Origin of the sequence: Stenotrophomonas sp. C3(2023), assembly GCF_032911385.1 — a bacterium.
GTDB lineage: Bacteria > Pseudomonadota > Gammaproteobacteria > Xanthomonadales > Xanthomonadaceae > Stenotrophomonas.
Genome location: NZ_JAWJLO010000001.1, coordinates 2,112,210 through 2,138,187 on the forward strand (window position 1 = coordinate 2,112,210; position 25,978 = coordinate 2,138,187).

At 65.7% G+C, this 25,978-nt stretch carries 23 protein-coding genes; 4 read left to right on the forward strand and 19 right to left on the reverse strand.

The features are described from left to right. Positions 1–6 precede the first annotated feature (6 nt). The 11 genes from guaB to ndk all read right to left on the reverse strand — a co-directional run bounded on the left by guaB (position 7) and on the right by ndk (position 12,449). On the reverse strand, positions 7–1,464 hold the full coding sequence (gene guaB / locus RZA67_RS09295) for an IMP dehydrogenase (RefSeq protein WP_317212464.1): 1,458 nt from the start codon (positions 1,462–1,464) through the stop codon (positions 7–9). A 104-nt stretch (positions 1,465–1,568) separates the two neighbouring features. Continuing rightward, the gene (gene folD / locus RZA67_RS09300; protein ID WP_317212465.1) at positions 1,569–2,444 is read right to left on the reverse strand and encodes a bifunctional methylenetetrahydrofolate dehydrogenase/methenyltetrahydrofolate cyclohydrolase FolD; all 876 of its coding nucleotides are present in this window, start codon (positions 2,442–2,444) and stop codon (positions 1,569–1,571) included. A 153-nt stretch (positions 2,445–2,597) separates the two neighbouring features. Beyond that, complete coding sequence (locus RZA67_RS09305) at positions 2,598–4,430, reverse strand: monovalent cation:proton antiporter-2 (CPA2) family protein (protein WP_317212466.1); 1,833 nt, start codon at positions 4,428–4,430, stop codon at positions 2,598–2,600. A 148-nt stretch (positions 4,431–4,578) separates the two neighbouring features. Continuing rightward, on the reverse strand, positions 4,579–5,715 hold the full coding sequence (gene moeB, locus RZA67_RS09310; protein ID WP_317212467.1) for a molybdopterin-synthase adenylyltransferase MoeB: 1,137 nt from the start codon (positions 5,713–5,715) through the stop codon (positions 4,579–4,581). Between the two features lie 91 nt (positions 5,716–5,806). Then, entirely contained in the window at positions 5,807–7,204 is a 1,398-nt protein-coding gene (der, locus tag RZA67_RS09315) for a ribosome biogenesis GTPase Der (RefSeq protein ID WP_317212468.1), read from the reverse strand. Positions 7,205–7,221: 17 nt separating this feature from the next. Then, positions 7,222–8,430, reverse strand: coding sequence for an outer membrane protein assembly factor BamB (gene bamB / locus RZA67_RS09320; RefSeq protein WP_317212469.1), 1,209 nt, complete (start codon positions 8,428–8,430; stop codon positions 7,222–7,224). Beyond that, positions 8,430–9,068 carry a tetratricopeptide repeat protein gene (locus tag RZA67_RS09325; protein WP_317212470.1) on the reverse strand — a complete coding sequence of 213 codons (639 nt, stop codon included), beginning with the start codon at positions 9,066–9,068 and terminating at the stop codon, positions 8,430–8,432. Before RZA67_RS09325 ends, bamB begins: the two co-directional genes overlap by 1 nt. A gap of 83 nt (positions 9,069–9,151) precedes the next feature. After that, a complete protein-coding gene (locus tag RZA67_RS09330) occupies positions 9,152–10,015 on the reverse strand; it encodes a RodZ domain-containing protein (RefSeq protein ID WP_317212471.1) in 864 nt (287 codons plus the stop codon). Then, positions 10,015–10,791 (reverse strand): type IV pilus biogenesis/stability protein PilW, encoded by a 777-nt coding sequence (pilW, locus tag RZA67_RS09335; protein ID WP_317212472.1) that lies wholly within the window; start codon positions 10,789–10,791, stop codon positions 10,015–10,017. The genes RZA67_RS09330 and pilW overlap by 1 nt, the downstream gene beginning before the upstream one ends. Before the next feature lie 16 nt (positions 10,792–10,807). Further along, positions 10,808–12,013, reverse strand: coding sequence for a 23S rRNA (adenine(2503)-C(2))-methyltransferase RlmN (gene rlmN, locus RZA67_RS09340; protein WP_317212473.1), 1,206 nt, complete (start codon positions 12,011–12,013; stop codon positions 10,808–10,810). A gap of 10 nt (positions 12,014–12,023) precedes the next feature. Next, the gene (ndk, locus tag RZA67_RS09345; RefSeq protein ID WP_317212474.1) at positions 12,024–12,449 is read right to left on the reverse strand and encodes a nucleoside-diphosphate kinase; all 426 of its coding nucleotides are present in this window, start codon (positions 12,447–12,449) and stop codon (positions 12,024–12,026) included. A 261-nt stretch (positions 12,450–12,710) separates the two neighbouring features. Here ndk and RZA67_RS09350 point away from each other — a divergent pair, with 261 nt between their 5' ends. The 3 genes from RZA67_RS09350 to RZA67_RS09360 all read left to right on the forward strand — a co-directional run bounded on the left by RZA67_RS09350 (position 12,711) and on the right by RZA67_RS09360 (position 17,064). Beyond that, positions 12,711–13,367, forward strand: a complete 657-nt coding sequence (locus RZA67_RS09350; protein WP_317212475.1) for a TetR family transcriptional regulator — start codon at positions 12,711–12,713, stop codon at positions 13,365–13,367. A 48-nt stretch (positions 13,368–13,415) separates the two neighbouring features. Then, complete coding sequence (locus RZA67_RS09355) at positions 13,416–15,788, forward strand: 3-hydroxyacyl-CoA dehydrogenase/enoyl-CoA hydratase family protein (RefSeq protein ID WP_317212476.1); 2,373 nt, start codon at positions 13,416–13,418, stop codon at positions 15,786–15,788. 67 nt (positions 15,789–15,855) lie between these two features. Then, positions 15,856–17,064, forward strand: coding sequence for an acetyl-CoA C-acyltransferase (locus RZA67_RS09360; RefSeq protein ID WP_317212477.1), 1,209 nt, complete (start codon positions 15,856–15,858; stop codon positions 17,062–17,064). A 269-nt stretch (positions 17,065–17,333) separates the two neighbouring features. On the opposite strand, the gene galU is transcribed toward RZA67_RS09360, so the two are convergent. The 8 genes from galU to cmk form a co-directional block, all read right to left on the reverse strand. Further along, entirely contained in the window at positions 17,334–18,212 is an 879-nt protein-coding gene (gene galU, locus RZA67_RS09365) for a UTP--glucose-1-phosphate uridylyltransferase GalU (RefSeq protein WP_317212478.1), read from the reverse strand. Then, positions 18,209–20,116, reverse strand: coding sequence for a nucleoside-diphosphate sugar epimerase/dehydratase (locus RZA67_RS09370; RefSeq protein WP_317212479.1), 1,908 nt, complete (start codon positions 20,114–20,116; stop codon positions 18,209–18,211). Before RZA67_RS09370 ends, galU begins: the two co-directional genes overlap by 4 nt. Before the next feature lie 14 nt (positions 20,117–20,130). Further along, the gene (locus tag RZA67_RS09375) at positions 20,131–21,111 is read right to left on the reverse strand and encodes a glycosyltransferase family 4 protein (protein ID WP_317212480.1); all 981 of its coding nucleotides are present in this window, start codon (positions 21,109–21,111) and stop codon (positions 20,131–20,133) included. Positions 21,112–21,114: 3 nt separating this feature from the next. Next, positions 21,115–22,293 (reverse strand): lipopolysaccharide assembly protein LapB, encoded by a 1,179-nt coding sequence (lapB, locus tag RZA67_RS09380; protein WP_317212481.1) that lies wholly within the window; start codon positions 22,291–22,293, stop codon positions 21,115–21,117. A 6-nt stretch (positions 22,294–22,299) separates the two neighbouring features. Continuing rightward, the gene (locus RZA67_RS09385; protein WP_317212482.1) at positions 22,300–22,581 is read right to left on the reverse strand and encodes a hypothetical protein; all 282 of its coding nucleotides are present in this window, start codon (positions 22,579–22,581) and stop codon (positions 22,300–22,302) included. Between the two features lie 75 nt (positions 22,582–22,656). Next, a complete protein-coding gene (locus RZA67_RS09390; protein ID WP_317212483.1) occupies positions 22,657–22,962 on the reverse strand; it encodes an integration host factor subunit beta in 306 nt (101 codons plus the stop codon). Between the two features lie 87 nt (positions 22,963–23,049). Then, entirely contained in the window at positions 23,050–24,735 is a 1,686-nt protein-coding gene (gene rpsA / locus RZA67_RS09395) for a 30S ribosomal protein S1 (protein WP_317212484.1), read from the reverse strand. Positions 24,736–24,948: 213 nt separating this feature from the next. Continuing rightward, positions 24,949–25,626, reverse strand: coding sequence for a (d)CMP kinase (cmk, locus tag RZA67_RS09400; protein WP_317212485.1), 678 nt, complete (start codon positions 25,624–25,626; stop codon positions 24,949–24,951). Between the two features lie 196 nt (positions 25,627–25,822). On the opposite strand from cmk, the gene ykgO reads away from it, so the two are divergent. Continuing rightward, positions 25,823–25,948 (forward strand): type B 50S ribosomal protein L36, encoded by a 126-nt coding sequence (gene ykgO / locus RZA67_RS09405; protein WP_017355593.1) that lies wholly within the window; start codon positions 25,823–25,825, stop codon positions 25,946–25,948. Positions 25,949–25,978: the final 30 nt, after the last annotated feature.

Here is a 25,978-nt window from a genome sequence, read left to right on the forward strand (position 1 = left end):
TCCGCGTCAGGCGCGGTAGTTCGGCGGTTCCTTGGTGATCGTCACGTCGTGGACGTGGCTCTCACGCTGGCCGGCGCCGCTGATCTTGACGAACTTCGGCTTGCTGCGCATGTCTTCGATGGTGGCGCAGCCCACATAGCCCATGGTGGCGCGCAGGCCGCCCATCAGCTGGTGGACGATGCCGCCGACCGGTCCGCGGTACGGCACGCGACCCTCGATGCCCTCGGGCACGAGCTTGTCGGCAGTGGCTGCGTCCTGGAAGTAGCGGTCCTTGGACCCCTTTTCCATCGCGGCCAGCGAGCCCATGCCACGGTAGCTCTTGTACGAGCGGCCCTGGTACAGCTCGGTCTCACCCGGCGATTCCTCGGTACCGGCGAGCAGGCCGCCGACCATGATGGTCGAGGCACCGGCGGCCAGCGCCTTGCCGATGTCACCGGAATAGCGGATGCCGCCGTCGGCGATCAGCGGAATGCGATCCTGCAGCGCCTCGGCCACCAGATCGATGGCGGTGACCTGCGGCACACCGACACCGGCCACCACGCGGGTGGTGCAGATCGAGCCCGGACCGATGCCGACCTTGACCGCATCGGCGCCGCTGTCCAGCAGGGCCAGCGCGGCTTCGCCGGTGCAGATGTTGCCACCGATGACCTGCACGGCCGGGAAGTTCTTCTTGACCCAGCTGACGCGGTCCAGCACGCCCTGCGAATGGCCGTGCGCGGTATCGACCACGATCACGTCCACGCCAGCGGCAACCAGCGCTTCGACGCGGCGGTCGGTGTCACCGCCCACGCCGACCGCAGCGCCGACCAGCAGACGGGTCGAGGCATCCTTGGCGGCGTTGGGGAAGTCGGTGTTCTTCTGGATGTCCTTGACGGTGATCAGGCCGCGCAGGGCGAAATCATCGTTGACCACCAGCACCTTCTCGATGCGGTTGCGGTGCAGCAGCTGCAGCACTTCCTGCGAGGCGGCGCCTTCCTTGACCGTGATCAGGCGATCCTTCTTGGTCATGATGTGGCGGACCGGATCGTCCAGCTCCGACTCGAAGCGCATGTCGCGGTGGGTCACGATCCCGGCCAGCAGGCCGTCGCTGCCCACCACCGGCACACCGGAGATGTTGTGCGCCTGGGTCAGCGCCAGCACGTCACGGATGGTGGTTTCCGGCCCGACCGTGATCGGGTCGCGGATGACACCGGCTTCGAACTTCTTGACCTTGGCCACTTCGGCGGCCTGCTGTTCGACGCTGAGGTTCTTGTGGACGATGCCCATGCCACCGAGCTGGGCCATGGCGATGGCCAGGCGGCCCTCGGTGACCGTGTCCATCGCTGCCGACAGGATCGGAAGCTTCAGCCGCAGGTCGCGGGTCAGCCGCGTTTCGAGGCTGACGTCCTTGGGCAGGATGGTCGAGTGGGCGGGGACGAGCGAGACGTCGTCGTAAGTCAGTGCTTCAGCCTGGATGCGCAGCATCGGCATACCCGAGATGTGGGGAAGCGCGTCATTTTACCCCTTTTCCGCGCCGAGTGGCAGGGGGGAAGTGCGACAGATCGTCCCGCGGGTGCGCCGGTCGCCGCTCAGCCCGCCTCGGCCGCTTCCAGCGTGTTCTGCATCAGCGTGGCCACGGTCATCGGCCCGACACCGCCGGGCACCGGCGTGATCCAGCTGGCACGCTGGGCAGCCGCTTCGAAGCCCACGTCGCCCACCAGCCGACCATCGTCCAGACGGTTGATGCCCACATCGATGACCACCGCGCCCGGCTTGACCCACTCCCCCGGCACGATGTCCGGCCGGCCCACCGCCACCACCAGGATGTCGGCGTTGCGCACGGCCTGTTCGAGCACGTCCTTCGGGGTGAACTTGTGGCAGCTGGTGACCGTGCAGCCGGCAATCAGCAGTTCCAGCCCCATCGGGCGACCGACATGATTGCTGACCCCGACGATGGTGGCGTTACGCCCGCGCACCGGCTGGTCGGTGTGGCCGAGCAGCGTGGTGATGCCGCGCGGCGTGCATGGACGCAGGCCGAACTCGCGCAGGGCGAGGTGACCGACGTTCTCCGGATGGAACCCATCGACGTCCTTGCGCGGGTCGATGCGCTGGATCAGCCGCCGCGCATCGGGGATGCCCGGCAGCGGCAGCTGGATCAGAATGCCGTGGATCTTCGGGTCGGCGTTGAGCTGGTCGATCAGCTCGAGCAGCTGCGCTTCGGTGGTGCCTTCGGGCATGTCGAAGTCATGCGCTTCGATGCCGACCTTTTCCGCTGCGCGACGCTTGTTGCGCACGTACACGGTCGAGGCCGGATCGCCGCCGACCAGCACCACCGCCAGCCCAGGGCGGCTGCCGCCAGCGGCCAGGCGTGCGTCCACACGCACCTTCAGGCTGTCCAGCAGACCTTCGGCAATGCGGCGGCCGTCGAGGATGCGGGCGGTGTGCGGGGCAGCGGACTTGTTCATCGGTGGCGGCGGTGTGCGGGCGGGGAGCGCTATTGTCCCTGATTAAACCGCCCTCGCCCACCGCCACGTGGTCCGCCGCAACGGTCCTGCCCGCACGCTCGCCGGGCAGAGCCCGGCGCTGCCGGCTCTGCGGGCATCCCACGGCGACGCCGGTCATTGTTCTTCGGGTACCTGGTCGGCGTTGAGCGTGCGCGACTGGCGCCGGGGCGCGGTGAACGGGGTCGGTGTGGGCACGCCCGGCAGCGCGGTGCCGAACACCATGTGCGCGCCGGCGCGCAGGCTGCCACCGGCCATCTCCAGTTCGAAGCGCTCGGCGTCACGCTCGCGGATCTGTCCGGCGATGTCCTGCACATCATCCGGGTCGACACCAAGCTCCAGCAGCGTGGCCTGGCCAAACTGCAGCGCCGACTCGAAGGTTTCGCGGATCTGATAGTCCACACCGGCGTGGATAAGGCGCAGCGAGTGTTCGCGGTCAAACGAGCGCACCAGCAGCTTGGCACGGGGGAACTCATGCGCTACCAGCTCGACAATGCGGTCGGCCTCCTCGACCTTGTCCACGCATACAGCAATGGCGCGGGCGTCGGCGGCGCCGGAGGCATGCAGCACGTCCAGCCGGGTGCCATCGCCGTAGTAGATCTTGAAACCGAAACGCTCGGCGTTGCGGATCATCTCCACATCGTTGTCGATGATGGTCACATCCACATCGCGCGCCAGCAGCGACTGACTGGCGACCTGGCCGAAGCGGCCAAAGCCGATCATCAGCACGCTGCCCGACAGCCCTTCGGCCTCCTCTACACCCTCCATGCTGACGTGCGGCGCTGGAGCGAAACGGCGGTAGACCAGCACTACCAGCGGGGTCAGCGCCATGGACAGCACGACCACGGCAGTGAAGTTCGCATTGATGTCCATGTCGATCACCCCGGCACTGGCGGCGGCGGCAAACAGCACGAAGGCAAACTCGCCGCCCTGCGCCATCACCACGCCACGATCCAGCGCCTGCGCGTGGTCGCTGCCCAGCAGGCGCGCCACGGCATAGATGCATACCGACTTGGCCGCCATCAACGCCAGCACCAGACCCACGATCAGCGGCCAGTTGCCTGCAACCACCGACAGGTCCAGCGCCATGCCCACGCTGAGGAAGAACAACCCCAGCAGAATGCCGCGGAACGGCTCGATATCCGCCTCGATCTGGTGGCGGAAGGTCGACTCGCTCAGCAGCACGCCGGCCAGAAATGCGCCCATCGCCATCGACAGGCCCGACAGCTGCATCAGCAGCGCAGCACCGAGCACGACCAGCAACGCAGCGGCAGTCATCACCTCGCGTGCCTTGGCCGCGGCGAGAATGCGGAACAGGGGGTTGAGCAGGAAGCGGCCCACCAGCACGAGCCCGATCACGGCGCCGGCGCCGATGGCCACCGACACCCAGCGCGAGCTTTCGCCATCGGCACTGCCGCCGGACGGCGACATGAACGCGACCAGCGCCAGCAGGGGAACGATCAGCAGATCTTCGAACAGCAGAATGGAGACGATTTTCTGCCCGGGCGGCAGCGCGATGTCACCGCGCTCGGCCAGCAGCTGCATCACCACGGCCGTGGAGGTGAGCACGAAGCCGGTGGCACCAATGAAGGCGACCTGCCAGGGGAAGCCGAAGAGCTTGGCAATCAGCGTGAGAACAACAGCGCAGGTGGCGATCTGCGCCGTACCCAGGCCGAAAATCTCCCGTCGCAGGCTCCACAGGTGCGACGGCCGCATCTCCAGCCCGATCACGAAAAGAAACATCACCACGCCAAGCTCGGCGGTATGCAGGATGGCCTGCGGGTCGGAGAACCAGCCCAGCCCGAACGGACCGATGGCCAGGCCGGCAGTGAAGTAACCGAGCACCGAGCCGAGCCCGAAGCGCCGGAACAACGGCACCATGACCACGGCGGCGCCGAGCAGCGCAACGACCTTGACCAGCTCGCTGCTGGCTCCTGCTTCTACCGCCATGCGGGGCGTTCCCTCAGTGTTGATGCCGCAACGATAGGGCAAGTCGCTTGCGGCAGATAGCACGGTAGACGCGTTTTCGTGTGCCATAAACAGAACAACCACACCAACAGACGTGCCATCGTCCCGAAAACGCTGACTCCGTCACGCTTCAGCTGCCGCGACAGAACGCGGCGTAGTCGATGTAGCCAGGAAACGGTGCACCCGGCGCGCACACCGGACAGTGCGGATCCGGCCCGAACCGGCTGCTGCGGAACTGCATCGACAAAGCATCAAAGCGCATCAGGCGTCCGATCAGCGGCTCACCGATACCCAGAAGCAGCTTGAGCACCTCGGTGGCCTGCAGCACACCGGCCAGGCCGGGCAGCACCCCCAGCACACCGGCCTCTGCACAGCTGGGTGCAAAGGCCGGGTCAGGCGGTTCGGGAAACAGGCAGCGGTAACACGGCGCAACCCCACGTTGGCGCCCGGCGTCGAACACCGTGACCTGACCGCTGAAACGTTCGATCGCCGCATACACCAGCGGTACGCCGTGCTGGATGCAGGCGTCGTTGAGCAGGTAGCGCAGCGGGAAGTTGTCCGAGCCGTCCAGCACCACATCGACGCCCTCGAGCAGGCCGTCGATGTTCTCCGCGCTGACCCGCATCGGCACCGCCTCGACCTTGATCGTGGGGTTGAGCGCCAGCAGGCGCTCACGCGCCGAGTCCACCTTTGCCTGGCCGATACTGGCCTCTGTATGCACGATCTGCCGCTGCAGGTTGCTGCGCTCGACCCGGTCATGGTCGACGAGCCGCAACTGACCGACGCCGGCCGCAGCCAGGTAGAACGCTGCCGGCGCGCCCAGCCCGCCGGCCCCCAGCACCAGCACGCGCGCGCGCTGCAGGCGGCGCTGACCGGCCTCGCCGACCTGCGGCAACAGCAGGTGGCGCGAGTAGCGGTCGAAGAAATCCTGCTCGGCAGCATCGGTGAGCGGCTGCACCAACGGCAGCAACTGTTCGCGCCAGGCCACGGTGCCCCCGCTGACCGACGCCACGTTGCAGTAACCCGCTGCCAGCAGCGCCTGCGCGGCGTCAGCCGAGCGTTTGCCGCTCTGGCAGATCAGCAGGAGTTCCTGACGCTGGCTCGGCAGGTGGGCCGCCGGGTCGGCGAGCAGTTCATCCAGGGCGACACCGCGCGCGCCTTCGGCCATGCCGCCGGCGCGCTCATGGGACTGACGTACATCGATCAGCACCGCGCCATGGGTCAGCCGGGTGCACGCCTGCGCAGGAGAAAGCTCTGGAATAGCCATATCCCCATTATTGCCGAGCCTGCAACAACAATGCCGGCCAATGGCCGGCATCATCGCAACAACGGCAGCGGCAGGCGCCTCTGCTACGGAATCAACGCCCCTTGACGTGCTTCATCAGGCGGCGCTTGGCCTTGACCTGGCGTTCGGTAAGCACGTTCTTCTTGCCTTCGTAAGGGTTGGAGCCCTCACGGAAGATGAAGCTCACCGGCGTGCCGATCAGCTTGAAGCGCTTGCGGAAGAAGTTCTCCAGGTAGCGCTTGTACGACTCGGGCAGCTCCTTCAGGCGGGTGCCGTGCACGATGAAGGTCGGCGGATTGGCGCCGCCCGGATGCACGTACCGCAGCTTGGAGACATGGCCGCGGATGCTCGGCGGCGGGTTGGTCTCGTAAGCCACCTCCAGCGCCTTGTTCACCTCGCTGGTGCTGAACTCCTTGTTGGCCGACTCGTGCGCGCGGTGCACCGCGCGGAACAGCTCGCGCAGGCCCGAACCGTGTTTGGCCGAAATGCGTACGTTCTCCGCCCACGGCACGAAGCCCAGCTTGAGCGAGAGCAGGGTTTCGGCCTGCTCGCGCTGGTAGTCGCTCAACCCATCCCACTTGTTGATTGCGATCACCAGCGCACGACCGGCGTCAAGCACCGCGCCGAGCACGGTGGCATCCTGGTCGGTCACGCCTTCGGTCGCGTCGAGCATCAGCACAGCGACCTGGCACTGCTCGATCGACTGCATGGTCTTGACCACCGAGAACTTCTCGACGACCTCGTCCACGCGCGAGCGGCGGCGCAGGCCAGCGGTATCGATCAGCCGGTACTCGCGACCGTCACGCTCCATGTCCACGGCAATCGAGTCGCGGGTGGTGCCGGGCACGTCCGAGGCGATCATCCGCTCCTCACCGAGGATGCGGTTGACCAGGGTCGATTTGCCCACGTTCGGGCGGCCGACGAAGGCGATGCGCACACGGTTGGGATCGTTGTCCAGCTCCTCGCCGCTGCCCTCTTCCGGCAGGCGGGCGATGACCTCGTCCAGCAGGTCGTCCAGACCCTGGCGGTGCGCGGCCGAGACGGTCAGCATCTCGCTGAAGCCGTAGCGGGCAAACTCGGAACGAACGTTGTCCTCGTCGGTGCCGTCGATCTTGTTGATCAGCAGCAGCGTCGGCCGCGAAAGCTTGCGCAGCCAGGCCAGGATCTCATCATCCAGCGCCGACGTGCCTTCACGGGCGTCGACCACGAACAGAATCAGGTCGGCTTCGCCAGCGGCGGCGCGGGCCTGGTCGGCGGTTGCGCCGGCCAGCCCCTCTTCCTCTTCCGCGATGCCGCCGGTGTCGACAATCAGGAAATGATTGTCTTCGTCCAGACGACACACACCATAGTTGCGGTCCCGGGTGACGCCAGGCTGGTCATGGACCAGGGCGTCACGTGTACGGGTGAGTGCATTGAAAATGGTGGACTTGCCGACATTCGGCCGTCCGACCAGGGCGACCAAGGGCAGCATCGCGTTTTACTCCGTAATTATTGGGCCAACCGGAACGCGGTCAGCTTGCCGTCTACATTCTGGATCAGCACGATCCCGTCAGCGACGACCGGCTGGGCCTTGATCGGGTCCCCCCCGGCCTTGGCACGTGCCGCCATCGCACCGTCGGACTGCTGCAACCAGTGCACGTAGCCCTTGTAATCACCCACCACGACGTAGTCGCCCTGGATCGCCGGCCCGCTGAGCTGGCGACGTGCCAGGCCGGTCTGCGACCATGCCGCCGCGCCGCTGGGCTTGTCCAGGCCGTACACACCGCCCTGGCTGTCGGTGACCACCGCATAGGAGGAGGTCAACGCCACACCGCCGGCACCGCCATGATCGCGCGCCCACAGCGGGCGACCGGTCGGGCCTTCGATGGCCATGGTCTGGTTCTTGAAGCTGCTGACGAACAGCGTGTTGCCTTCCAGCACCGGCGCGCCGTCGACGTCGGACATGCGCTCCAGCTCGGTGCGGCCTTCCGGGTTGCCCACGGTCTGGTCCCACAGGGTGCGGCCATCGGCCATGGCCAGCGCGGCCAGCGAGCCGTCATCGTTGCCGATGAACAGCACACCCGGGCCCGTCACCACCGGCGCGTTGCCGCGCACGGTCAGGGCCGGCAGCTCGCGCGGGTTGAACCAGCGCTGGGTGCCGTTTTCCTGGTCCAGCGCGGTGATGCGGCCGTCATTGCTGCGCACATACACCATGCCCTGGCCGACGGCCGGGGCGGAAATCACTTCGCCCGGCACGCGTGCGTGCCACTTTTCAGTGCCGCTCTGCGCGTCGAGGGCAAACACCTGACCATCCAGCGTGCCGATCACGACCAGGCCGTCACCCACGCCCGGGCCACCGGACAGGCGCAGCTTGGGCTTCTTCTTTTCCTTGGGGGCGTCCCAGGTCCAGATCTTGCGGCCGGTCGCCAGGTCGATGGCGTGCACACCGCCAGTGATGGCCGCCGCATAGACGCGGCCATCGGCCACGGCCGGGCCCTGACGGGCGCCGATGCGACCTTCGCCCTTGCCCAGGTTGACCGACCAGATGCGGTCGACCTTTACCGTGGCATCGAACTTGACCAGCTCGGCCGGCTCCTGCGCCTTCTTCGCTTCAGCGTCCTTGCCGGCGAACCAGCCTTTGACCGTGCTGCAGCCGGTGAGCGCCATGCCCAGAAGGGCAACCGTGGCGACACGCTTGAGGATGACCATCTGACCCATTACATCGTCTCCGCAGTGGCCGCGACCGTGCCGCCGGCATCAATAAGCTTGGTTTCCAGCAGGCGCCGCTGCGGCGCTGCCACGTCCAGCGTCTTCAGCGCCTTTTCGTACTGGGCGCGGGCTTCGTCCCGCTTGCCCTGCGCCGCCAGCGCGTCACCGTGGATCTCCAGGCTGGCGCTGTCGTTGTGCTTGCCCAGCAGGGTGATCGCCTCGTCGGGCTTGCCGGTGGCGATGAGCAACCGCGCGATGCGCTGGTCGACCACGCCCTGGAACTCGCCATCCAGCTTCAATGCACGCAGAGTGGCCAGCGCCTCATCGGCCTTGCCCGCGTCGACCTGGGCCTTGGCCAGCTGCAGTGCGGCCAGATCGGCATAGATGTTGGACGGGCCCGCTTCGAGCGTCTTGACCGCCTTGGCGGCCTCGTCGAGCTTGTTGCCTTCGATGCCCTGCAGGGCCTTTTCGTATTCCACGTTGGCCTGGGCCAGCTTGTTGCCGTGCTGGCCTTGCCACCACTGCCAGCCCGCGATCGCACCGATGGCGACGATCACGCCACCGAGGATGCTGGCGCCATTCTTCCGCAGCCAGCTGCGGACGCGTTCACTTTGTTCGTGCTCATCGAGCAGGTCGTCGATCGCCATGCGTACTCTCACCCCACCAGCGCCGGTTGCAGACTCGCCGGGCGGGGCTGTTCTATGGGTTTATGGATGTGCAGACCCGCGTTTCAGTTGGAAACTGGAACCACGGAGCCGTCAGAGGATACCGTAAAGCGCGCAACGTTGGCTCGCTGGAACGGCTGCAGATCGACGATACCGCCGTTGTGCTGAACCTCCACCGCCGTGGCGTTGCCCAGTGTCACCCGGCTCACCTGGCCTGGCGCGAAGCTGCGGACCTGACCGGCCTTGACTACCGCTTTTTCCACGGTGCTGCCGTCGGGCGCGGTGATGTTCACCCAGCTGTCGCCCTTGAACTGCAGGTTGAGCGCATTGCTCGGTGCTGGCGTGACCGCCGGCGCAGCAGCGGGCCGCGGCACCGGGGTCAGCGACGCCACATAAGGGGTCGCCGTCGGCGCGGCGGGTGCAGGCGCTTTGCCATCGGCAGCCACGCTCGGTTCACGCGACGGCGCAACGGCAACCGTTGCCGGAATCACATCAAGCGAGGCGGTGCTTGGCGGGGTATCAAGAAAATGGCCGCGCGTGGCAAACCACACCGGCACGGCCAGCACTGCGGTGATGCCGACATACAGCAGCCGACGACCCAGGCTCTCGGCCAGCCGCCGTGCACGCGGCGTATGCGTGTGGCTGACCAGGGTGGGCGGCACGACCGGCTGCAGGGCAGCCTGCTCCAGCACCTGTCCCACATCCACGCCCAGCAGACGCGCGTAGCTGCGAAGCTGCCCGCGCACGAACACCGGCGCGCCCAGCTGCTGCCACTGTTCCTGTTCGAGATGGCGCACGACCTGGGCGGGCATGTGCAGCCGCTTGGCCACCTCATCGATGGTCAGGCCCGCCGCCTGGCGTGCCTGGGCAAGACGTTCTCCGCAGCCGGCAGCGGCTTCGAAAGCGCTCACAGTGTGGTCGTCAGTCACTATCCTTCAACCCTTGTTGTGGTGCCCGCGTCCTGCGGAAATTCCTGCTTCAACCGCTGCAGGTATTGATCCGACGCCCTCTTGTCCCCGAGTCGCGCCTCGATCTGAGATGCCAGTTGTAACATGGAAACCGTGGCCGGTGCAGCCGACAACCGCCGCTGGACAAAGGCCCGGGCCTCGAAAAAGCCGCCCTGGTCGAAGGACCGGCGAGCCATCGATTCCAGCGCCTGCACGTTGCCGGGGTCCTGTTCCAGCGCCTTGCGCAGGTCGCGCTCGGCACGCTCGCCCTGCCCGGCCGCCAGCGCACAGGTGCCGGCGTTGGAGAGCGCAGCGGCCGCGGTGGCATAGCCTGGGGCGGCCAGGGCACGGTCGAACCAGCTCAGCGACTGCACCGCCTGGCCGTTCTGGCACAGCCACGCACCGTAATTGTTGAGCACATCGCCGCGCTCGGGCGAACCTTCCGCAGCGCGCTGCAGCCACTGGCCAGCCTCGGCCTGGCGGCCGCGCCGCTCGGCGACCGCCGCCAGCACCAGCATGGCATCGGCGCGTGCAGGCATCAGTTTCAGCGCGGCGCGCGCGCGCCGTTCGCTGCTGTCCAGCTGGCCGGCCTGCAGTTCACTGCCGGCCAGCGCCAGCTGGGTCTGGTACCCATGCAGCCGGCGCACCTGTTCATCGTCGCGCGCCACATAGGTCGGGGCCACCGCAAGCTCCGGCTTGGGCGGCTTGACACCCTTCGAACCTGCACAACCGGCCACGGCCAGCATGCTGCAAAGCACGACCGGCCAGTGGCGCTCAGGCAACCGCATCGCGGCCGGTCCCTGCCTGCAGGGTCTTGTTGAACTCCGCCTGGCGGCGGGTGCGGTCCATCACCTGACCCTTGAGCTGGCCACAGGCCGCGTCGATGTCATCACCGCGCGTGCGCCGTACCATCGTCAGCACCTGCGCATCCAGCAGGATCTTCTGGAACGCGCGGATATGGGTCTCTTCCGAGCGCTCGTAGCGGGTTCCCGGGAACGGGTTGAACGGAATCAGGTTGACCTTGCCCGAATCCTTGGCCTGCACCGCGTTGTCGAACTGGCGCATCAACCGCGCCAGCTGGCGGGCATGCTCTGGCTGGTCGTTGATCCCCTTCATCAGGGTGTACTCGAAGGTCACCGACTCACGGCGCTTGTTGGCCCGCAGGTAACGCGCGCACGAAGCCATCAGCTCGGCGATCGGGTACTTCTTGTTCAACGGAACCAGCGTCTCGCGCAGTTCATCATTGGGCGCGTGCAGCGACACGGCCAGCGAAACGTCACTTTCAGCGGAAAGACGATCGATCTGCGGCACCAGTCCGGAGGTCGACAGGGTCACCCGCTTGTTGGCCAGGCCGTAGCCCAGGTCGTCGCGCATCACGCTCATGGCGCGCACGACGTTGTCGAAATTCATCAGCGGCTCGCCCATGCCCATCATCACCACGTTGGTGAGGCGGCGCATCTGGTGCGGCACGTTGCCCAGGTGGCGTGCCGCCACCCACACCTGGCCGATGATCTCGGCGGTGGTCAGGTTGCGGTTGAAGCCCTGGGTGGCGGTCGAGCAGAAGGTGCAGTTCAGTCCGCAGCCGACCTGCGAGGACACGCACAGCGTGCCGCGGGTCTTGTCCGGGATGTACACCGTCTCGATCGCGTTCTTGCCGTCCACGCCCATGGCCAGCAGCCATTTGTGCGTACCATCGGCCGACGGCTTGTCGAACACGATGTTCGGGACGAGAACCTCGGCATGCTCCTGCAGCTTGGCGCGCAGGACCTTGCCGAGGTCGGTCATCTCATCGAAATCGGTGACGTAGCGATGGTGGATCCACTTCATCACCTGATGGGCCCGGAATTTCTTCTCGCCAAGCACCTCGACGAAGAATTGCTCCAGGCCCGCGCGATCGAGGTCGAGCAGGTTCTGCTTGCCAGCCGCGGGTGCCTTCTTCGGCAGCGGCTGGATGGCGGGTTTCTGTACGACCTCGTTCACGGCATCACTCTCAGCGCGAGACTACTTCGGTAGCAGCGAAGAAGTAGGCAATTTCGTTGGCAGCATTCTCGACCGAGTCCGAGCCGTGGGCGGCATTGGCATCGATGGAGTCGGCGAAGTCGGCGCGGATCGTGCCCGGCGCGGCTTCTTTCGGATTGGTGGCGCCCAGCAGATCGCGGTGGGCCAGCACGGCGTTCTCGCCTTCCAGCGCCTGGATCATCACCGGGCCGGAGATCATGAACTCGACCAGCGCGTTGAAGAACGGACGCTCACGGTGCACGGCGTAGAAGCCTTCGGCTTCGGCGCGCGAGAGCTGCTTGTACTTGGCGGCAACGATCTTCAGGCCGGCCTTTTCGAAGCGGGCGTAGATTTCACCGATCACGTTCTTGGCAACAGCGTCGGGCTTGATGATCGAAAGGGTGCGCTCCAGCGCCATGGGACTATCTCCGAAGAATCGGACCACGACGGGTCCGAGAGTAACATTAAAAAAACCCGCGTCGAAACGCGGGCTTAGCCTGATAAACGTGCGCGAATTGTAACGCCTCACCTCAACGCATGGTAGTGCCGGACCCTGCCCGGCATTCACCTTTGTCTGCGGGTTCATTAACGCAGCCTCGTCCATGCTGCACCGCAAAATGCCATACGCCCCCGTTTGGTACTAGGATCAAACAATCGTTTGATTGAAGCCCGCGCCCTGATGGCCAAGCCAACCCAGTTCTCCACCAAGGACCGCATTCTTGGCGCCGCCGAGGAACTGTTTGCCCTGCATGGTTTTGCCGGCACCTCCCTGCGGCAGGTCACCAGCCAGGCCGACGTCAACATCGCAGCGGTCAATTACCACTTCGGCTCCAAGGAAAACCTCGTCAACGAGGTGTTCCGCCGCCGCATGGACGAGATGACCCATATCCGCATGGCCCAGCTCGAGCGAGCGCGCAGCGAGACGCCTGGCCAGCTGCGCCCGGTGCTGGCCGCCTTCGTCGAGCCGGCCCTGGCCATGGCGCAGGACCGGCAGAACGGCGGCGCGTTCGTTCGGGTCATCGCGCGGGCCTATGCGGAGAAAAACGACAACCTGCGCAAGTTCTTGTCCGACCACTACGGCCATGTCCTGCGTGAGTTCGGCAAGGCCATCGCCGCCTGTGTCCCCGGCCTCAGCAAGGAAGAGCTGTACTGGCGGCTGGATTTCCTGGCCGGCTCGCTCACCTATGCGATGGCCGACTTCGGCCTGATCAAGCGTCCGGCCGGCGTCAGCGAAGCTGCCCACCGCGCGCAGGCCGCCCACGAACTCATCCATTTCGCCGAGGCCGGGTTCCGCGCCAGCGCACGCAGCGCCGACGCCCCCTCCTCACCTTCCTGATCCGTGCTTTCCGGTACGACGTTCCGCTTCCAACATGAGGCCTTCCGCATGACCACTTCCCTGCCAGTCCGCCGCGCCGCCGTGCTGGGTGCCGGCGTCATGGGCGCCCAGATCGCCGCCCACCTGACCAACGCCGGTGTCGACACCGTGCTGTTCGACCTGCCCGCCAAGGAAGGTCCAGCCGACGGCGTGGTGCTCAAAGCCATTGCCAATCTGGGCAAGCTCAGCCCGGCGCCGCTGGCCAGCCGCAGCTACGCCGAGGCGATCACCCCAGCCAACTACGAGACCGGCCTTGACCAGCTCAAGGACTGCGACCTGATCATCGAGGCCATTGCCGAGCGCATGGACTGGAAGCAGGACCTGTACAGGAAGATCGCCCCGTTCGTGGCCGACCACGCCGTGCTCGCCTCCAACACCTCCGGCCTGGGCATCAACAAGCTGGCCGACGTGCTGCCCGAGCAGCTGCGCCACCGCTTCTGCGGCGTGCATTTCTTCAACCCGCCGCGCTACATGCACCTGGCCGAACTGATTCCGGCCAGCACCACCGATGCCGCCGTGCTGGAAGGCCTGGAGAGCTTCCTGGTCACGACGCTGGGCAAGGGCGTGGTCTACGCCAAGGACACCCCGAACTTCATCGGCAACCGCATCGGCGTGTTTTCGATTCTGTCCACCATCCATCACACCGAGCAGTTCGGCCTGGGCTTTGACGAGGTCGACGGGCTGACCGGCCCGCTGGTGGGCCGCCCGAAGTCGGCAACCTACCGCACCTCCGACGTGGTGGGCCTGGACACCATGGCCCACGTGATCAAGACCATGGGTGACACCCTGCCCGATGACCCGTGGCACGGCTTCTTCACGTCGCCCAAATGGCTGGATGCGCTGATCGGCAAGGGCGCACTGGGCCAGAAGACCGGCGCCGGCATCTTCCGCAAGGTCGGCAAGGACATCCTGGTCGTTGACCTGGAAAAGCAGGACTACCGCCCTGCCGACCGCACGGCGGCGCCTGAAGTGGTGGAGATCCTCAAGATCAAGGACCCGGCGGAAAAGTTCGCACGGCTGCGCGCCAGCGAGCATCCGCAGGCGCAGTTCCTGTGGGCCACCTTCCGCGACCTGTTCCACTACAGCGCCTACCATCTGGCCGACATCGCCGAAACCGCGCGCGACGTGGACCTGGCCATCCGCTGGGGGTACGGCTGGTCGCTGGGCCCGTTCGAAACCTGGCAGGCTGCCGGCTGGAAGCAGGTGGCGCAGTGGATCGCCGATGACATCGTCGCCGGCAGGACCATGAGCAGCGCGCCGCTGCCGGACTGGGTGTTCGACGGCCGCGACGGCGTGCACGGCGCCGAGGGCAGCTACAGCCCGACGCGCAACGCCAAGCTGCCGCGCTCGGCGCTGCCGGTGTACCAGCGCCAGCGCTTCCCGGACCCGCTGCTGGGCGAGCGTTTCAGCCCGGGCGAAACGGTGTTCGAGAATGATGGCGTGCGCATGTGGCACGACGGCGACGACATCGCCGTGGTCAGCTTCAAGACCAAGATGAACACGGTGTCCGACCACGTGCTCAATGGTCTGCAGGAAGCCATCAAGCGCGCCGAGGCCGACTTCAAGGGGCTGGTGATCTGGCAGCAGAAGGAGCCCTTCTCCGCCGGTGCCGACCTGGCCGGTGCATTGGGCCTGCTGCAGGCCGGCAAGGTCGAGCAGTTCGAGGAGATGGTGCACAACTTCCAGCGCACCAGCCAGGCGATCAAATACTCGCTGGTTCCCGTCGTGACCGCCGTGCGCGGCCTTGCGCTGGGTGGCGGCTGCGAGTTCCAGATGCACAGTGCCAAGAGCGTGGCCGCACTGGAAAGCTACATCGGCCTGGTCGAGGCCGGCGTCGGCCTGCTGCCGGCCGGTGGTGGCCTGAAGGAGCTGGCGGTACGCGCCAGCCTGGCCGCCGGCCCTGGCGGCGATGTCTTCGCCGAACTGAAGAAGACCTTTGAAACCGTCGCCATGGCCAAGGTGTCCAACTCGGCCGTCAACGCCAAGGAGCTGGGCCTGATGCGCGCCACCGACAAGGTGGTGTTCAACAGCCATGAGGCCCTGCACATCGCCAAGGCCGAAGCGCTGGCCCTGCACGAAGGGGGCTACCGTCCGCCGATGCCGGCGCGCCGGATCCAGGTGGCCGGCGACGTGGGCATCGCCACCTTCAAGATGATGCTGGTGAACATGCTCGAGGGCCGCTTCATCAGCCCGTATGACTACGAGATCGCCGAGCGCATCGCCACCGTGCTGTGCGGCGGCCAAGTCGATCGCGGCACGCTGGTGGACGAAGAATGGCTGCTGACGCTGGAGCGCAGGCACTTCGTCGAACTGGCCCAGCAGGAAAAAACCCAGGCCCGCATCGCGCACATGCTCAAGACCGGCAAGCCGCTGCGGAACTGACGGAAGACCAGGATTGTGCCGGCCAGCCCGGCACCGGCTTCCATCCCCTATTCGAGAGACATCTGCCATGACCAAGCAAATCCAGGACGCCTACATCGTCGCCGCCACCCGCACACCGGTAGGCAAGGCGCCCAAGGGCGTGTTCCGCAACACCCGCCCCGACGACATGCTCGCCCACGTGCTGCGCAACGTGGTCGCCCAGGCGCCGGGGATCGACGTCAACCGCATTGACGATGCGATCATCGGCTGCGCCATGCCCGAGGCCGAGCAGGGCATGAACGTGGCGCGCATCGGCGTGCTGCTGGCCGGCCTGCCTGACACGGTGGCCGCGCAGACGGTGAATCGCTTCTGTTCCTCCGGCCTGCAGGCGGTGGCGATGGCCGCCGACCAGATCCGTCTGGGCAACGCGGACCTGATGCTGGCCGGCGGCACCGAGTCGATGTCGATGGTGCCGATGATGGGCAACAAGATCGCCATGGCACCGAGCGTGTTCGACAACGACCATGTGGCCATTGCCTACGGTATGGGCATCACCGCCGAGAAGGTCGCCGAGGAATGGAAGGTCTCGCGCGAGGACCAGGATGCCTTCGCCCTCGCCTCGCACCAGAAGGCGATGGCCGCGATCCAGGCCGGCGAGTTCAAGGACGAGATCAGCCCCTACGAGATCGTCTCGCGCCAGGCCGATCTGGCTGACGGCAAGCGCATCATCACCCGCAACCGCGTGGTGGATACCGACGAAGGCCCTCGTCCGGATTCCTCCGCCGAAGGCCTGGCCAAGCTGCGGCCGGTGTTCCGCAACGGTCAGTTCGGCGGCAGCGTGACCGCAGGCAATTCCTCGCAGATGAGCGACGGCGCCGGCGCCGTGCTGCTGGCTTCCGAGCAGGCGATCAAGGACTACGGCCTGACCCCGCTGGCACGGTTTGTGAGCTTCTCCGTTGCCGGCGTGCGTCCCGAGGTGATGGGCATTGGCCCGATCGCCGCCATTCCCAAGGCGCTCAAGCAGGCGGGGTTGACCCAGGATCAGCTGGACTGGATCGAGCTCAACGAAGCATTCGCCGCGCAGGCGCTGGCGGTCATCGGCGACTGTGGCCTGGACCCGTCCAAGGTCAATCCGCTGGGCGGCGCGATTGCGTTGGGCCACCCGCTGGGCGCCACCGGCGCGATCCGCACCGCGACGCTCGTTCATGGCCTGCGTCGCCGCCAGCAGAAGTACGGCATGGTGACCATGTGCATCGGCACCGGCATGGGTGCAGCGGGTGTGTTCGAGTCGCTGTAAGAGGCACTGCCCCCGCAGAGCCGACCCATGGTCGGCTCACCGCGCGCAGGCGCGGCCGCGTATCGCGGTCTGTCCGAGAAGCAGCCGACCGTACTGTCGGCTCACCGCGCGCAGGCGCGGCCGGGTTATCGCGATCTTTACGAAGAGCCACCGACCGTAGGGCCGGCGTTACAGGTCCCGGTAGAGCCGACCCATGGTCGGCTCACCGCGCGCAAGCGCGGTCGGGTCATCGCGATCTGGTCGAGCGGCAGCCGACCGTGGCGTCGGCCCTACGAGGCCAGCATCGCCTGCAGCTTCTCGCGTGCCGGGCCGGCCAGCTTCGGGTTGTCCAGCGCAAAGCGGATCGTCGCTTCGACCAGTCCCAGATGTGTGCCGCAGTCAAAACGCGTGCCCTCGAAACGGTAGGCATCCACGGCGTCCTGCTTGAGCAGCTCGGCAATCGCGTCGGTCAGCTGGATCTCTCCGCCCGCGCCGGTGCCGGTGGACTCGAGCAGGTCGAAAATCTTGGGGCTGAGCACGTAGCGGCCGACCACTGCCAGGTCGCTCGGCGCGTCGTCGGGCTTCGGCTTTTCCACGATCTGCGAAATGCGGCCCTTGCGACCATCGAAGGTTTCCGTCGCCACAATACCGTAACTGGCGGTCTTGTCGTGCGGCACGTCTTCCACGGCAATGACGCTGGACCCGCTGGCCTCGTTGAGGTCGGCCATCTGCTTCAACGCGCCGTCACCCCGGTTCCAGATCAGGTCGTCAGGCAGCAGCACCGCGAACGGCTCATCACCCACGATGGCCTTGGCGCACAGCACGGCGTGCCCCAACCCCAGCGCCTCGGCCTGGGTGACGAACACTGCGCGCACGCCTTTGGGCAGCACATGGCGGATCAGCTCAAGCTGCTCGTTCTTGCCAGCACGCTCAAGCTTCTGCTCAAGCTCATACGCCTTGTCGAAGTAGTCAGCCACCGCATGCTTGTAGCGGTTGGTGATGAAGATCAGCGTATCGCAGCCGGCCTCGATGGCCTCGTCGACCGCGTACTGGATCAGCGGGCGGTCGATGATGGGAAGCATTTCCTTGGGCACCGTCTTGGTGGCCGGAAGGAAGCGCGTACCCAAGCCCGCCACTGGAAATACCGCCTTGCGAATTCGCTTGCTCATCGATTACCACTGACCTCTCGTGCGGGGAATTGCACAACCTTACCCGAGGGAATGTAATCGTCCTGTAGCGGCGAGAACTCGGGCATCGTTGCGAAAAGGATGGAACGGATGGTGTCGGTGTCGTAGGTGGCAATCGCTTCGCGCAGCTTCGGCACATTGGCCAGCACCAGCTCGCGCGAGAACGTGCGCACGCCTGCCTCAAGCACCTTGGGATGCGAGGTGGGACGGTAGTCTTCGTCGGAGTAGAACAGGGTTTCGTGCAGCTTCTCTCCGGGGCGCAGACCGGTGTAGACGATCTGGATATCGCGGTAGGGCTGCTTGCCGGCCAGGCGGATCATCTGTTCAGCCAGCACCCGGATCGGCACCGGCTCGCCCATGTCCAGCGTGTAGATCGCGCCATGCGAGCCCGATGCAGCTGCCTGCAGGATCAGCTGGCAGGCCTCGGGAATGGTCATGAAGTAGCGGGTGACTTCCGGGTCGGTGACGGTGACCGGGCCACCGGCGAGAATCTGCTCGCGGAACAGCGGCACCACGCTGCCAGCCGAGGCCAGCACATTGCCGAAGCGCACGGTGACAAAGCGCGTACGCGAGGACTTCTGGTCCAGGCTCTGGCAGATCATCTCCGCGTAGCGCTTGCTCGCGCCCAGCGAATTGACCGGGTCGACCGCCTTGTCGGTGGAAATGAAGACGAAATGCTCGACCTGCGCTTCCATGCAGGCGCGGGCGACGTTTTCGGTCGCCAGGATGTTGTTGCGCACCGCTTCGCGCAGCTGACGCTCAAGCACGGGCACCTGCTTGTAGGCAGCGGCGTGGAAGGTCGCATCGACGCGGTGCAGTGACAGCGCGTGGCGGATCACCGCAGGATCGCCACAGTCGCCCAGTACCGCCTCGACTTCGATGTCGGGGAAGCTGCGGCAGAGCTCTGCTTCGATGTTGAGCAGCAGCAGCTCGCTCATCTCCACCAGCACGATCCGCTGCGCGCCATGACGGGCGCACTGCCGGCACAGCTCCGATCCGATCGAGCCACCCGCGCCGGTGACCATCACCGTGCGCGCGCCCAGCCAACCACGCACCACGGTCCAGTCCGGCACGATCGGTTTGCGCCCGAGCAGGTCTTCGATGGCGACCTCCTTGAGCTGACCCGGCAGCGAATACCCCTGCAGGATGTCGCTCAGGCGCGGCACCGTGCGGAACGGAATGCCGGTGCTCTCGCAGATGCCCACCACGCGCTGCATGCCGACCGCATCCAGTGATGGAATGGCGATCACGATCAGCTTGGCGGCTGTCTCACGCGCCACAGCCGCGGTATCGTCCAGCGTGCCCAGAATCGGCAGCCCCTGCAGCTTGGCACCCTGCAGGTGCGGCGCGTCGTCAAGCAGGCCGACAGGCTCGAAATCGCCGGACCGGCGCAGGTCGCGTACCAGTGCTTCAGCCGCCTGCCCTGCCCCGAGGATCAGCACGCGGCGTGCGGTGGAGTCCCATTGCAGCGCCTGGTAGTCCTTCCAGGCGCGATACAGCAGCCGCGGGGCCCCGAGCAGCGCCGAGAGGGCGAACGGATAGATGACCAGCACCGACATCGGCACGCCTTCGAAGCGTTTCCACATCAGCACCAGCACAATGGCCACCAGACCGATGAAGCTCGCTTTGAAGATGTTGATCAGGTCGGCAACGCTGGCAAAGCGCCACAACCCGCGGTACAGACCCACCCGCCAGAACACCAGCGACTGGATGGCGATGACCACCGCCGAGTCCATGGTCCACAGCGGCAGGCGCGGTGCGTCGGGCAGCAGCGAGTACCGGCCGATGTGCAGCAGCTGCCAGCACGCCCAGACCATGAAAAGGTCATGACAGACGATGGCAACGCGCGGGACCAGGCCGGTGAAGCGATTATGCCGAGCTGACATGTGCAGACCAATCCTCAATAAGCACGCAGACGGGCGCGCATGAACCACCACAGGCAGGACACCACGACCCACCATGCGGCGACAGCCACGGCCTGCGGCATGCCCCCGGACGGGGCAACAAAGATCAGCACTGTAACGCTGAGCAGGCCGATCAGCATATAGAGCGCAGTCACAAAAGCATGACTGGCGCCCGCCTTTACGGCGCGCTGATACACGTGCTGCGTATGCGGCTGGGTCCAGCGCTGCCCGTCAAGCATGCGCGTGACCAGTGTGAAGCCTGCGTCCACAAGGAACGCGGTCAGTGGCAGCAGCAGGACCAGCCAGTTGACCGGACTCGACACACTGCCCAGGCAGGCCAGCACGGCCAGCGCATAGCCAAGCGCGCCGCTGCCGACATCGCCCATGAAGATGCGCGCACGCGGGAAGTTGAACGGGAGAAAGCCAAGGCACACCGCAATCAGCAGCAGCGGGGCCAGAATGAACGGTGCCGGCAGCAGCAGGGCAAAGCCGAGGGCAGCAATGATCGCCTGGGTGGTGGCGATGCCGTTGATGCCATCCATGAAGTTCCAGATGTTGACCAGCGATACGGTCAACAGCAGCGCCAGCAGCGCCTGTATCCCGCTGCCGCCAGCGCGCAGCACCAGTGCTGCGAGCAGACAGGCGGCCAGCAGATGGACGAGCAGGCGCAGCGATGCCGGCAGTGGCCGATGGTCGTCCCACCAGCCAATCCCGGCCACCAGCACCAGCCCGGCAGCGGCCTGCAGCAGCCAGCTCCCCGTTTCGGGCCAGCGCAGGCCGATCACCAGCATGCCCAGCAGCAACCCCACGACCATGGCGATCCCGCCGCCCCGGGGCGTGGCCACCTGGTGACTGCGGCGCTCGCCGGGCTGATCGACCATCTGCCGATGCAGCGCATAACGCCGCGCTGCCCAGGTCAGCGCCGCCGTGGCCAGCACCACCGCGGCGCCGACGAACGACCATGCTGTGGAGAGCATGGATCAGAGAACCGCGTAGTTCAGCAGCGGTTTCACCGTCCCCCACTCCTTGCAACTGGGGCACTGCCAGTGATGGGTCCGTGCGCCAAAGCCGCAGCGCGTGCAACGGTAGGCCGGGTTGCGCACCAGCAGCTGATCGGTGATGTGCTTGAGGTCGTGCAGTGTGGCGGTCGGATCCGCACCTTCGGCCAGCGTGAGGTCGATCAATGCCGATTCGCCACGCACTGAAGGACGATCCTTGAGCTGCCGGCCCAGGTACGCACGGGCCGGCGCAACGCCGTCCTGCTCTTCCATCAACTGGGTCAGCGCCAGCACCGGGGCGATGCCGCGGTAATGTTCGGTCATCTCGGACAGGAAGGCACGTGCACCGCCCAGGTCACCCACCTTGCGGTAGTTCTGCATCAGCAGCTGCAGCACTTCAGGCAGGTACTCCGGATCGTTACGGGCTGCACGCTCGAAGGCGCGGACCGCGGCTTCGGCATTGCCGGCATCGTTTTCCAGCCGGCCTTCAATGATGCCCGCCCGCACCGACATGGCGTCGGCCTGGTAGGCCCGGGCGATGGCCGCGCGCGCCTCGTCCAGCTTGCCGGCACCGCGGAAGCGCTCGGCCAGTTCGCACTCGAACTGGCCGATCAGCTTGCCCATCGGGTCGCCGGTGACGTCCTCATAGCGGCTGGCGTTGTCGATCGCCTTCTCCCAGTCACGCTCGGCCTGGTAGATGCCGATCAGATGCTTGAGTGCCTGCGGCGCACGCTGGTCGATCTGTGCCAGCTCGGTGAACACGGTCTCGGCGCGGTCGAGCAGACCGGACTTCATGTAGTCCTCGCCGAGCGCCAGCAGCGCCTGCACGCGCTGGGCGTCGTTGAGATCGTTGCGGTTGACCAGCCCCTGATGCAGGCGGATCGCACGATCCACCTCACCGCGGCGGCGGAACAGATGGCCCAGCGCGACCTGGGTCTCAAAGGTTTCCTTGTCCAGCTCGGCGATATGCAGGAACAGTTCGATGGCCTTGTCCGGCTGCTCGTTGAGCAGGTAGTTCAGACCACGGAAATAGGTGCTCGACAGGCGGCTGACCTGGTTGTCGCCGTGGCGCTGGCCACCGCGACGACCGATCACCCAGCCAGCCAGCGCGGCCAGCGGCACGCACAGGAAGAACCAGAAATACTCGGTGACGAAATCCATGTTCGATCAACGTCCATCAAAAGGGGGAGCAGAAGAATGCGGACGCACACCCGGCGCGCCCTTGTTGGCCCGGCGCAGCTGCCCGTACAGCGGGATGACCACGCTGACCAGCACCAGCCCGGCGCCCACCACCACGCCCAGCAGCAGCGCGCTGATCAGCGCAACCCCCACCGAGGTATGGATCTGGGCAAAAACGAGGTTGAAGGTCATGTCGGTCATGTTGACCGCACCGATGATCAGCCCGATGACCAGCAGGGCCAGCAGGACCAGTAGACGGAATACCTTCATGAGCCAACTCCCGACAGCGAAGGCTGTAGCTTAGCCGACTGGACACGCCATCGGCACATGGCCGATGCATCCGGCTCAGGCCGGATCGGCATCCTGCGGCACGACATCACTGACGCGCTCGCGCAGTTCCTTGCCCGGCTTGAAGTGCGGGACATGCTTGCCCGGGAGGGCGACCGATTCACCGGTCTTGGGGTTGCGACCCAGTCGCGGCGGACGGTAATGCAGGGAGAAGCTGCCAAAGCCCCGGATCTCGATCCGGTCACCGGCCGACAGCGCCCCGCCCATCATTTCCAGCAACGACTTCACCGCCAGATCGACATCATCGGCCTTCAGGTGCGCCTGCCGGCGCGCAAGGATTTCGATCAGCTCGGATTTGGTCATTGCCAACTCGTAACGGGGGTACAGACCCTGAAACGGCCCGGGCACTCGCCCGGGCCGTCCAGGAAAACACGGCTCAACGCGTACCGATTACTCGGACTTGTTGCCGCTCAGCTGTGCGCGCAGCAGGGCGCCGAGCTGGGTGGTGCCGCTGGAAGCGGACGAAGACTGGTATTCCTCCAGCACTTCGCGCATTTCAGCATCGTCCTTGGCCTTGATGGACAGCTGCAGGGTACGACCCTTGCGGTCCATGCCAACGAACTTGGCTTCCACCTTGTCGCCGACCTTCAGGTGCTGGGTGGCGTCGTCAACGCGCTCGTTGGCGATGTCGCGGGCCGAGACGTAACCTTCGATGCCGTCAGCCAGATCGATGATCGCGCCCTTGGCGTCGACTTCCTTCACCACGCCTTCAACCTTGGAGCCCTTCGGATTGGTCGCCATGTACTGGCCGAACGGATCCTGCTCCAGCTGCTTGACGCCCAGCGAGATGCGCTCACGCTCCGGATCAACGGCCAGCACGACCGCTTCCAGGGTGTCGCCCTTCTTGAAGTTGCGGACGATGTCTTCGCCAGTGGTTGCCCAGCTGATGTCGGACAGGTGGACCAGACCGTCGATGCCGCCGTCCAGACCGATGAAGATACCGAAATCGGTGATCGACTTGATCTGACCGGAGACCTTGTCACCCTTCTTCTGGGTGGCAGCGAAGGTTTCCCACGGATTGGCGGCAACCTGCTTCATGCCCAGCGAGATGCGGCGACGCTCTTCATCGACGTCCAGCACCATCACTTCGACTTCGTCACCGACCTGCACGACCTTGGACGGATTGACGTTCTTGTTGGTCCAGTCCATTTCCGAAACGTGCACCAGGCCTTCGACGCCCGGCTCGATCTCCACGAACGCGCCGTAATCGGTCACGTTGGAGACCTTGCCGAAGACGCGGCTGTTGGCCGGGTAACGACGGGCGATGTTGTCCCACGGATCTTCGCCCAGCTGCTTCAGACCCAGCGAAACGCGGTTGCGCTCGCGGTCGAACTTCAGCACGCGCACGTCCAGCTCGTCGCCGACGTTCACGACTTCGGACGGATGGCGCACGCGCTTCCATGCCATGTCGGTGATGTGCAGCAGGCCGTCGATGCCACCCAGGTCCACGAACGCGCCGTAGTCGGTCAGGTTCTTGACGACACCCTTCAGGATCGCGCCTTCCTGCAGCTTGTCCATCAGCTGCTCGCGCTCTTCCGAGTGCTCGCTTTCGACGACAGCGCGGCGCGAAACCACGACGTTGTTACGCTTGCGGTCCAGCTTGATCAGCTTGAACTCGAGCTCCTTGCCTTCCAGGTAGGCCGGATCGCGCACGGGGCGCACATCGACCAGCGAACCCGGCAGGAAGGCGCGGACATCCTTGATGTCCACGGTGAAACCACCCTTGACCTTGCCGCTGATGCGGCCGGTGATGGTTTCGTTCTTTTCCAACGCTTCTTCCAGCTCGTCCCACACCATCGCGCGCTTGGCCTTCTCGCGCGACAGGACGGTTTCGCCGAAGCCGTTCTCGATCGAGTCGAGGGCGACCTTGACGATGTCGCCTTCGGCGACGTCGATTTCGCCAGCGTCGTTACGGAACTGTTCGATCGGCACGATGCCTTCGGACTTCAGGCCCGCGTTGATCACCACGACGTCGCCGCGGACTTCAACAACGGTACCGCTGACGATGGCGCCGGGCTTCAGCTTGGCCAGATTGGCCTGGCTGGCTTCAAACAGTTCGGCAAATGATTCGGTCATTAGATTTACTCTGTTGGACACATGGGCCGGCTGGCTTCCTTCCAGGAGCAGAGCTCCTCCGAAGACCATGACCGCCCGCCTGTTGGTCGACCCCGGAAACGCAGGTCGTGTGTAGTAGGAAAACCGCCACGCATCATTGCGCGGCGGAGCTTGTACAGCACTGCATTGTGCGACCACCGCCCATGCCACCGGCGATGCTCCTTCGCGAACGGATCAGGCAGCCGAAACCGGGAGCAGATCCATCACCCTGACAACGACCTTTTCGATGTCGATGTCTGTGGTGTCGATGATGACGGCGTCGTCTGCCGGCTTCAGGGGCGCCACGATACGCTGGGCATCACGGGCGTCGCGGGCCATGATCTCGCGCAGGAGGTCATCAAAGCTAACAGAAACCCCCTTGTCTTTCAACTGCTTATGCCGGCGCTGCGCACGCTCCTCGGCACTGGCGGTCAGAAAGACCTTGAATTGAGCGTCGGGAAAGATGACGGTGCCCATGTCGCGGCCGTCGGCCACCAGCCCAGGCGCAATCCTGAATGCGCGCTGACGTTCCTTCAGTGCGCCGCGCACCTCAGGAATGGCGGCGATGGCCGAGGCCAGCGCACCGGTGGTCTCCAGGCGCAGCTCGTCGGTCGCGTCGGTGCCATTGACCAGAACCCGCATCGCCTCGCCCTGCTCGACGAACTGGACCTTGGTGTCAAAGGTACAGCGCACCAGCGCCGAGGCATCGGAGGTATCGATATCGGCCCAGCTGGCGGCCACGCCCACCGCGCGGTACAGCGCGCCCGAATCCAGATAGTGCCAGCCCAGGCGACGTGCCACGATGCGGCTGATGGTACCCTTGCCAGCCCCGGAAGGGCCGTCGATGGTCAGGACGGGAGCGAGTGTGGTCATGGGGGTTCCAGCAGCGGTGAAGCCCCCATTCTAGACCTCCCCCGGGCGGGTTCTGCGATATTTTCCTGCAACCACTTGAAACGCTGGAGAAAAGCCCGGTAGAATGGCGGGCTTGAACGAGCGTCAACGCCGATTGTCTACTGCATATCGCGGCCACGCTCCACTCTGAACACTTACGTTTACGCCGAGGTATGCCATGAAAGTCCTGTCCTCCCTGAAGTCGGCGAAGTCCCGTCACCGCGACTGCAAGGTTGTCCGTCGCCGTGGCAAGATCTTCGTGATCTGCAAGTCGAACCCGCGTTTCAAGGCGCGCCAGCGCTGAGCCGGCAGGCCCTTGCGGCCGCCGCAGCCC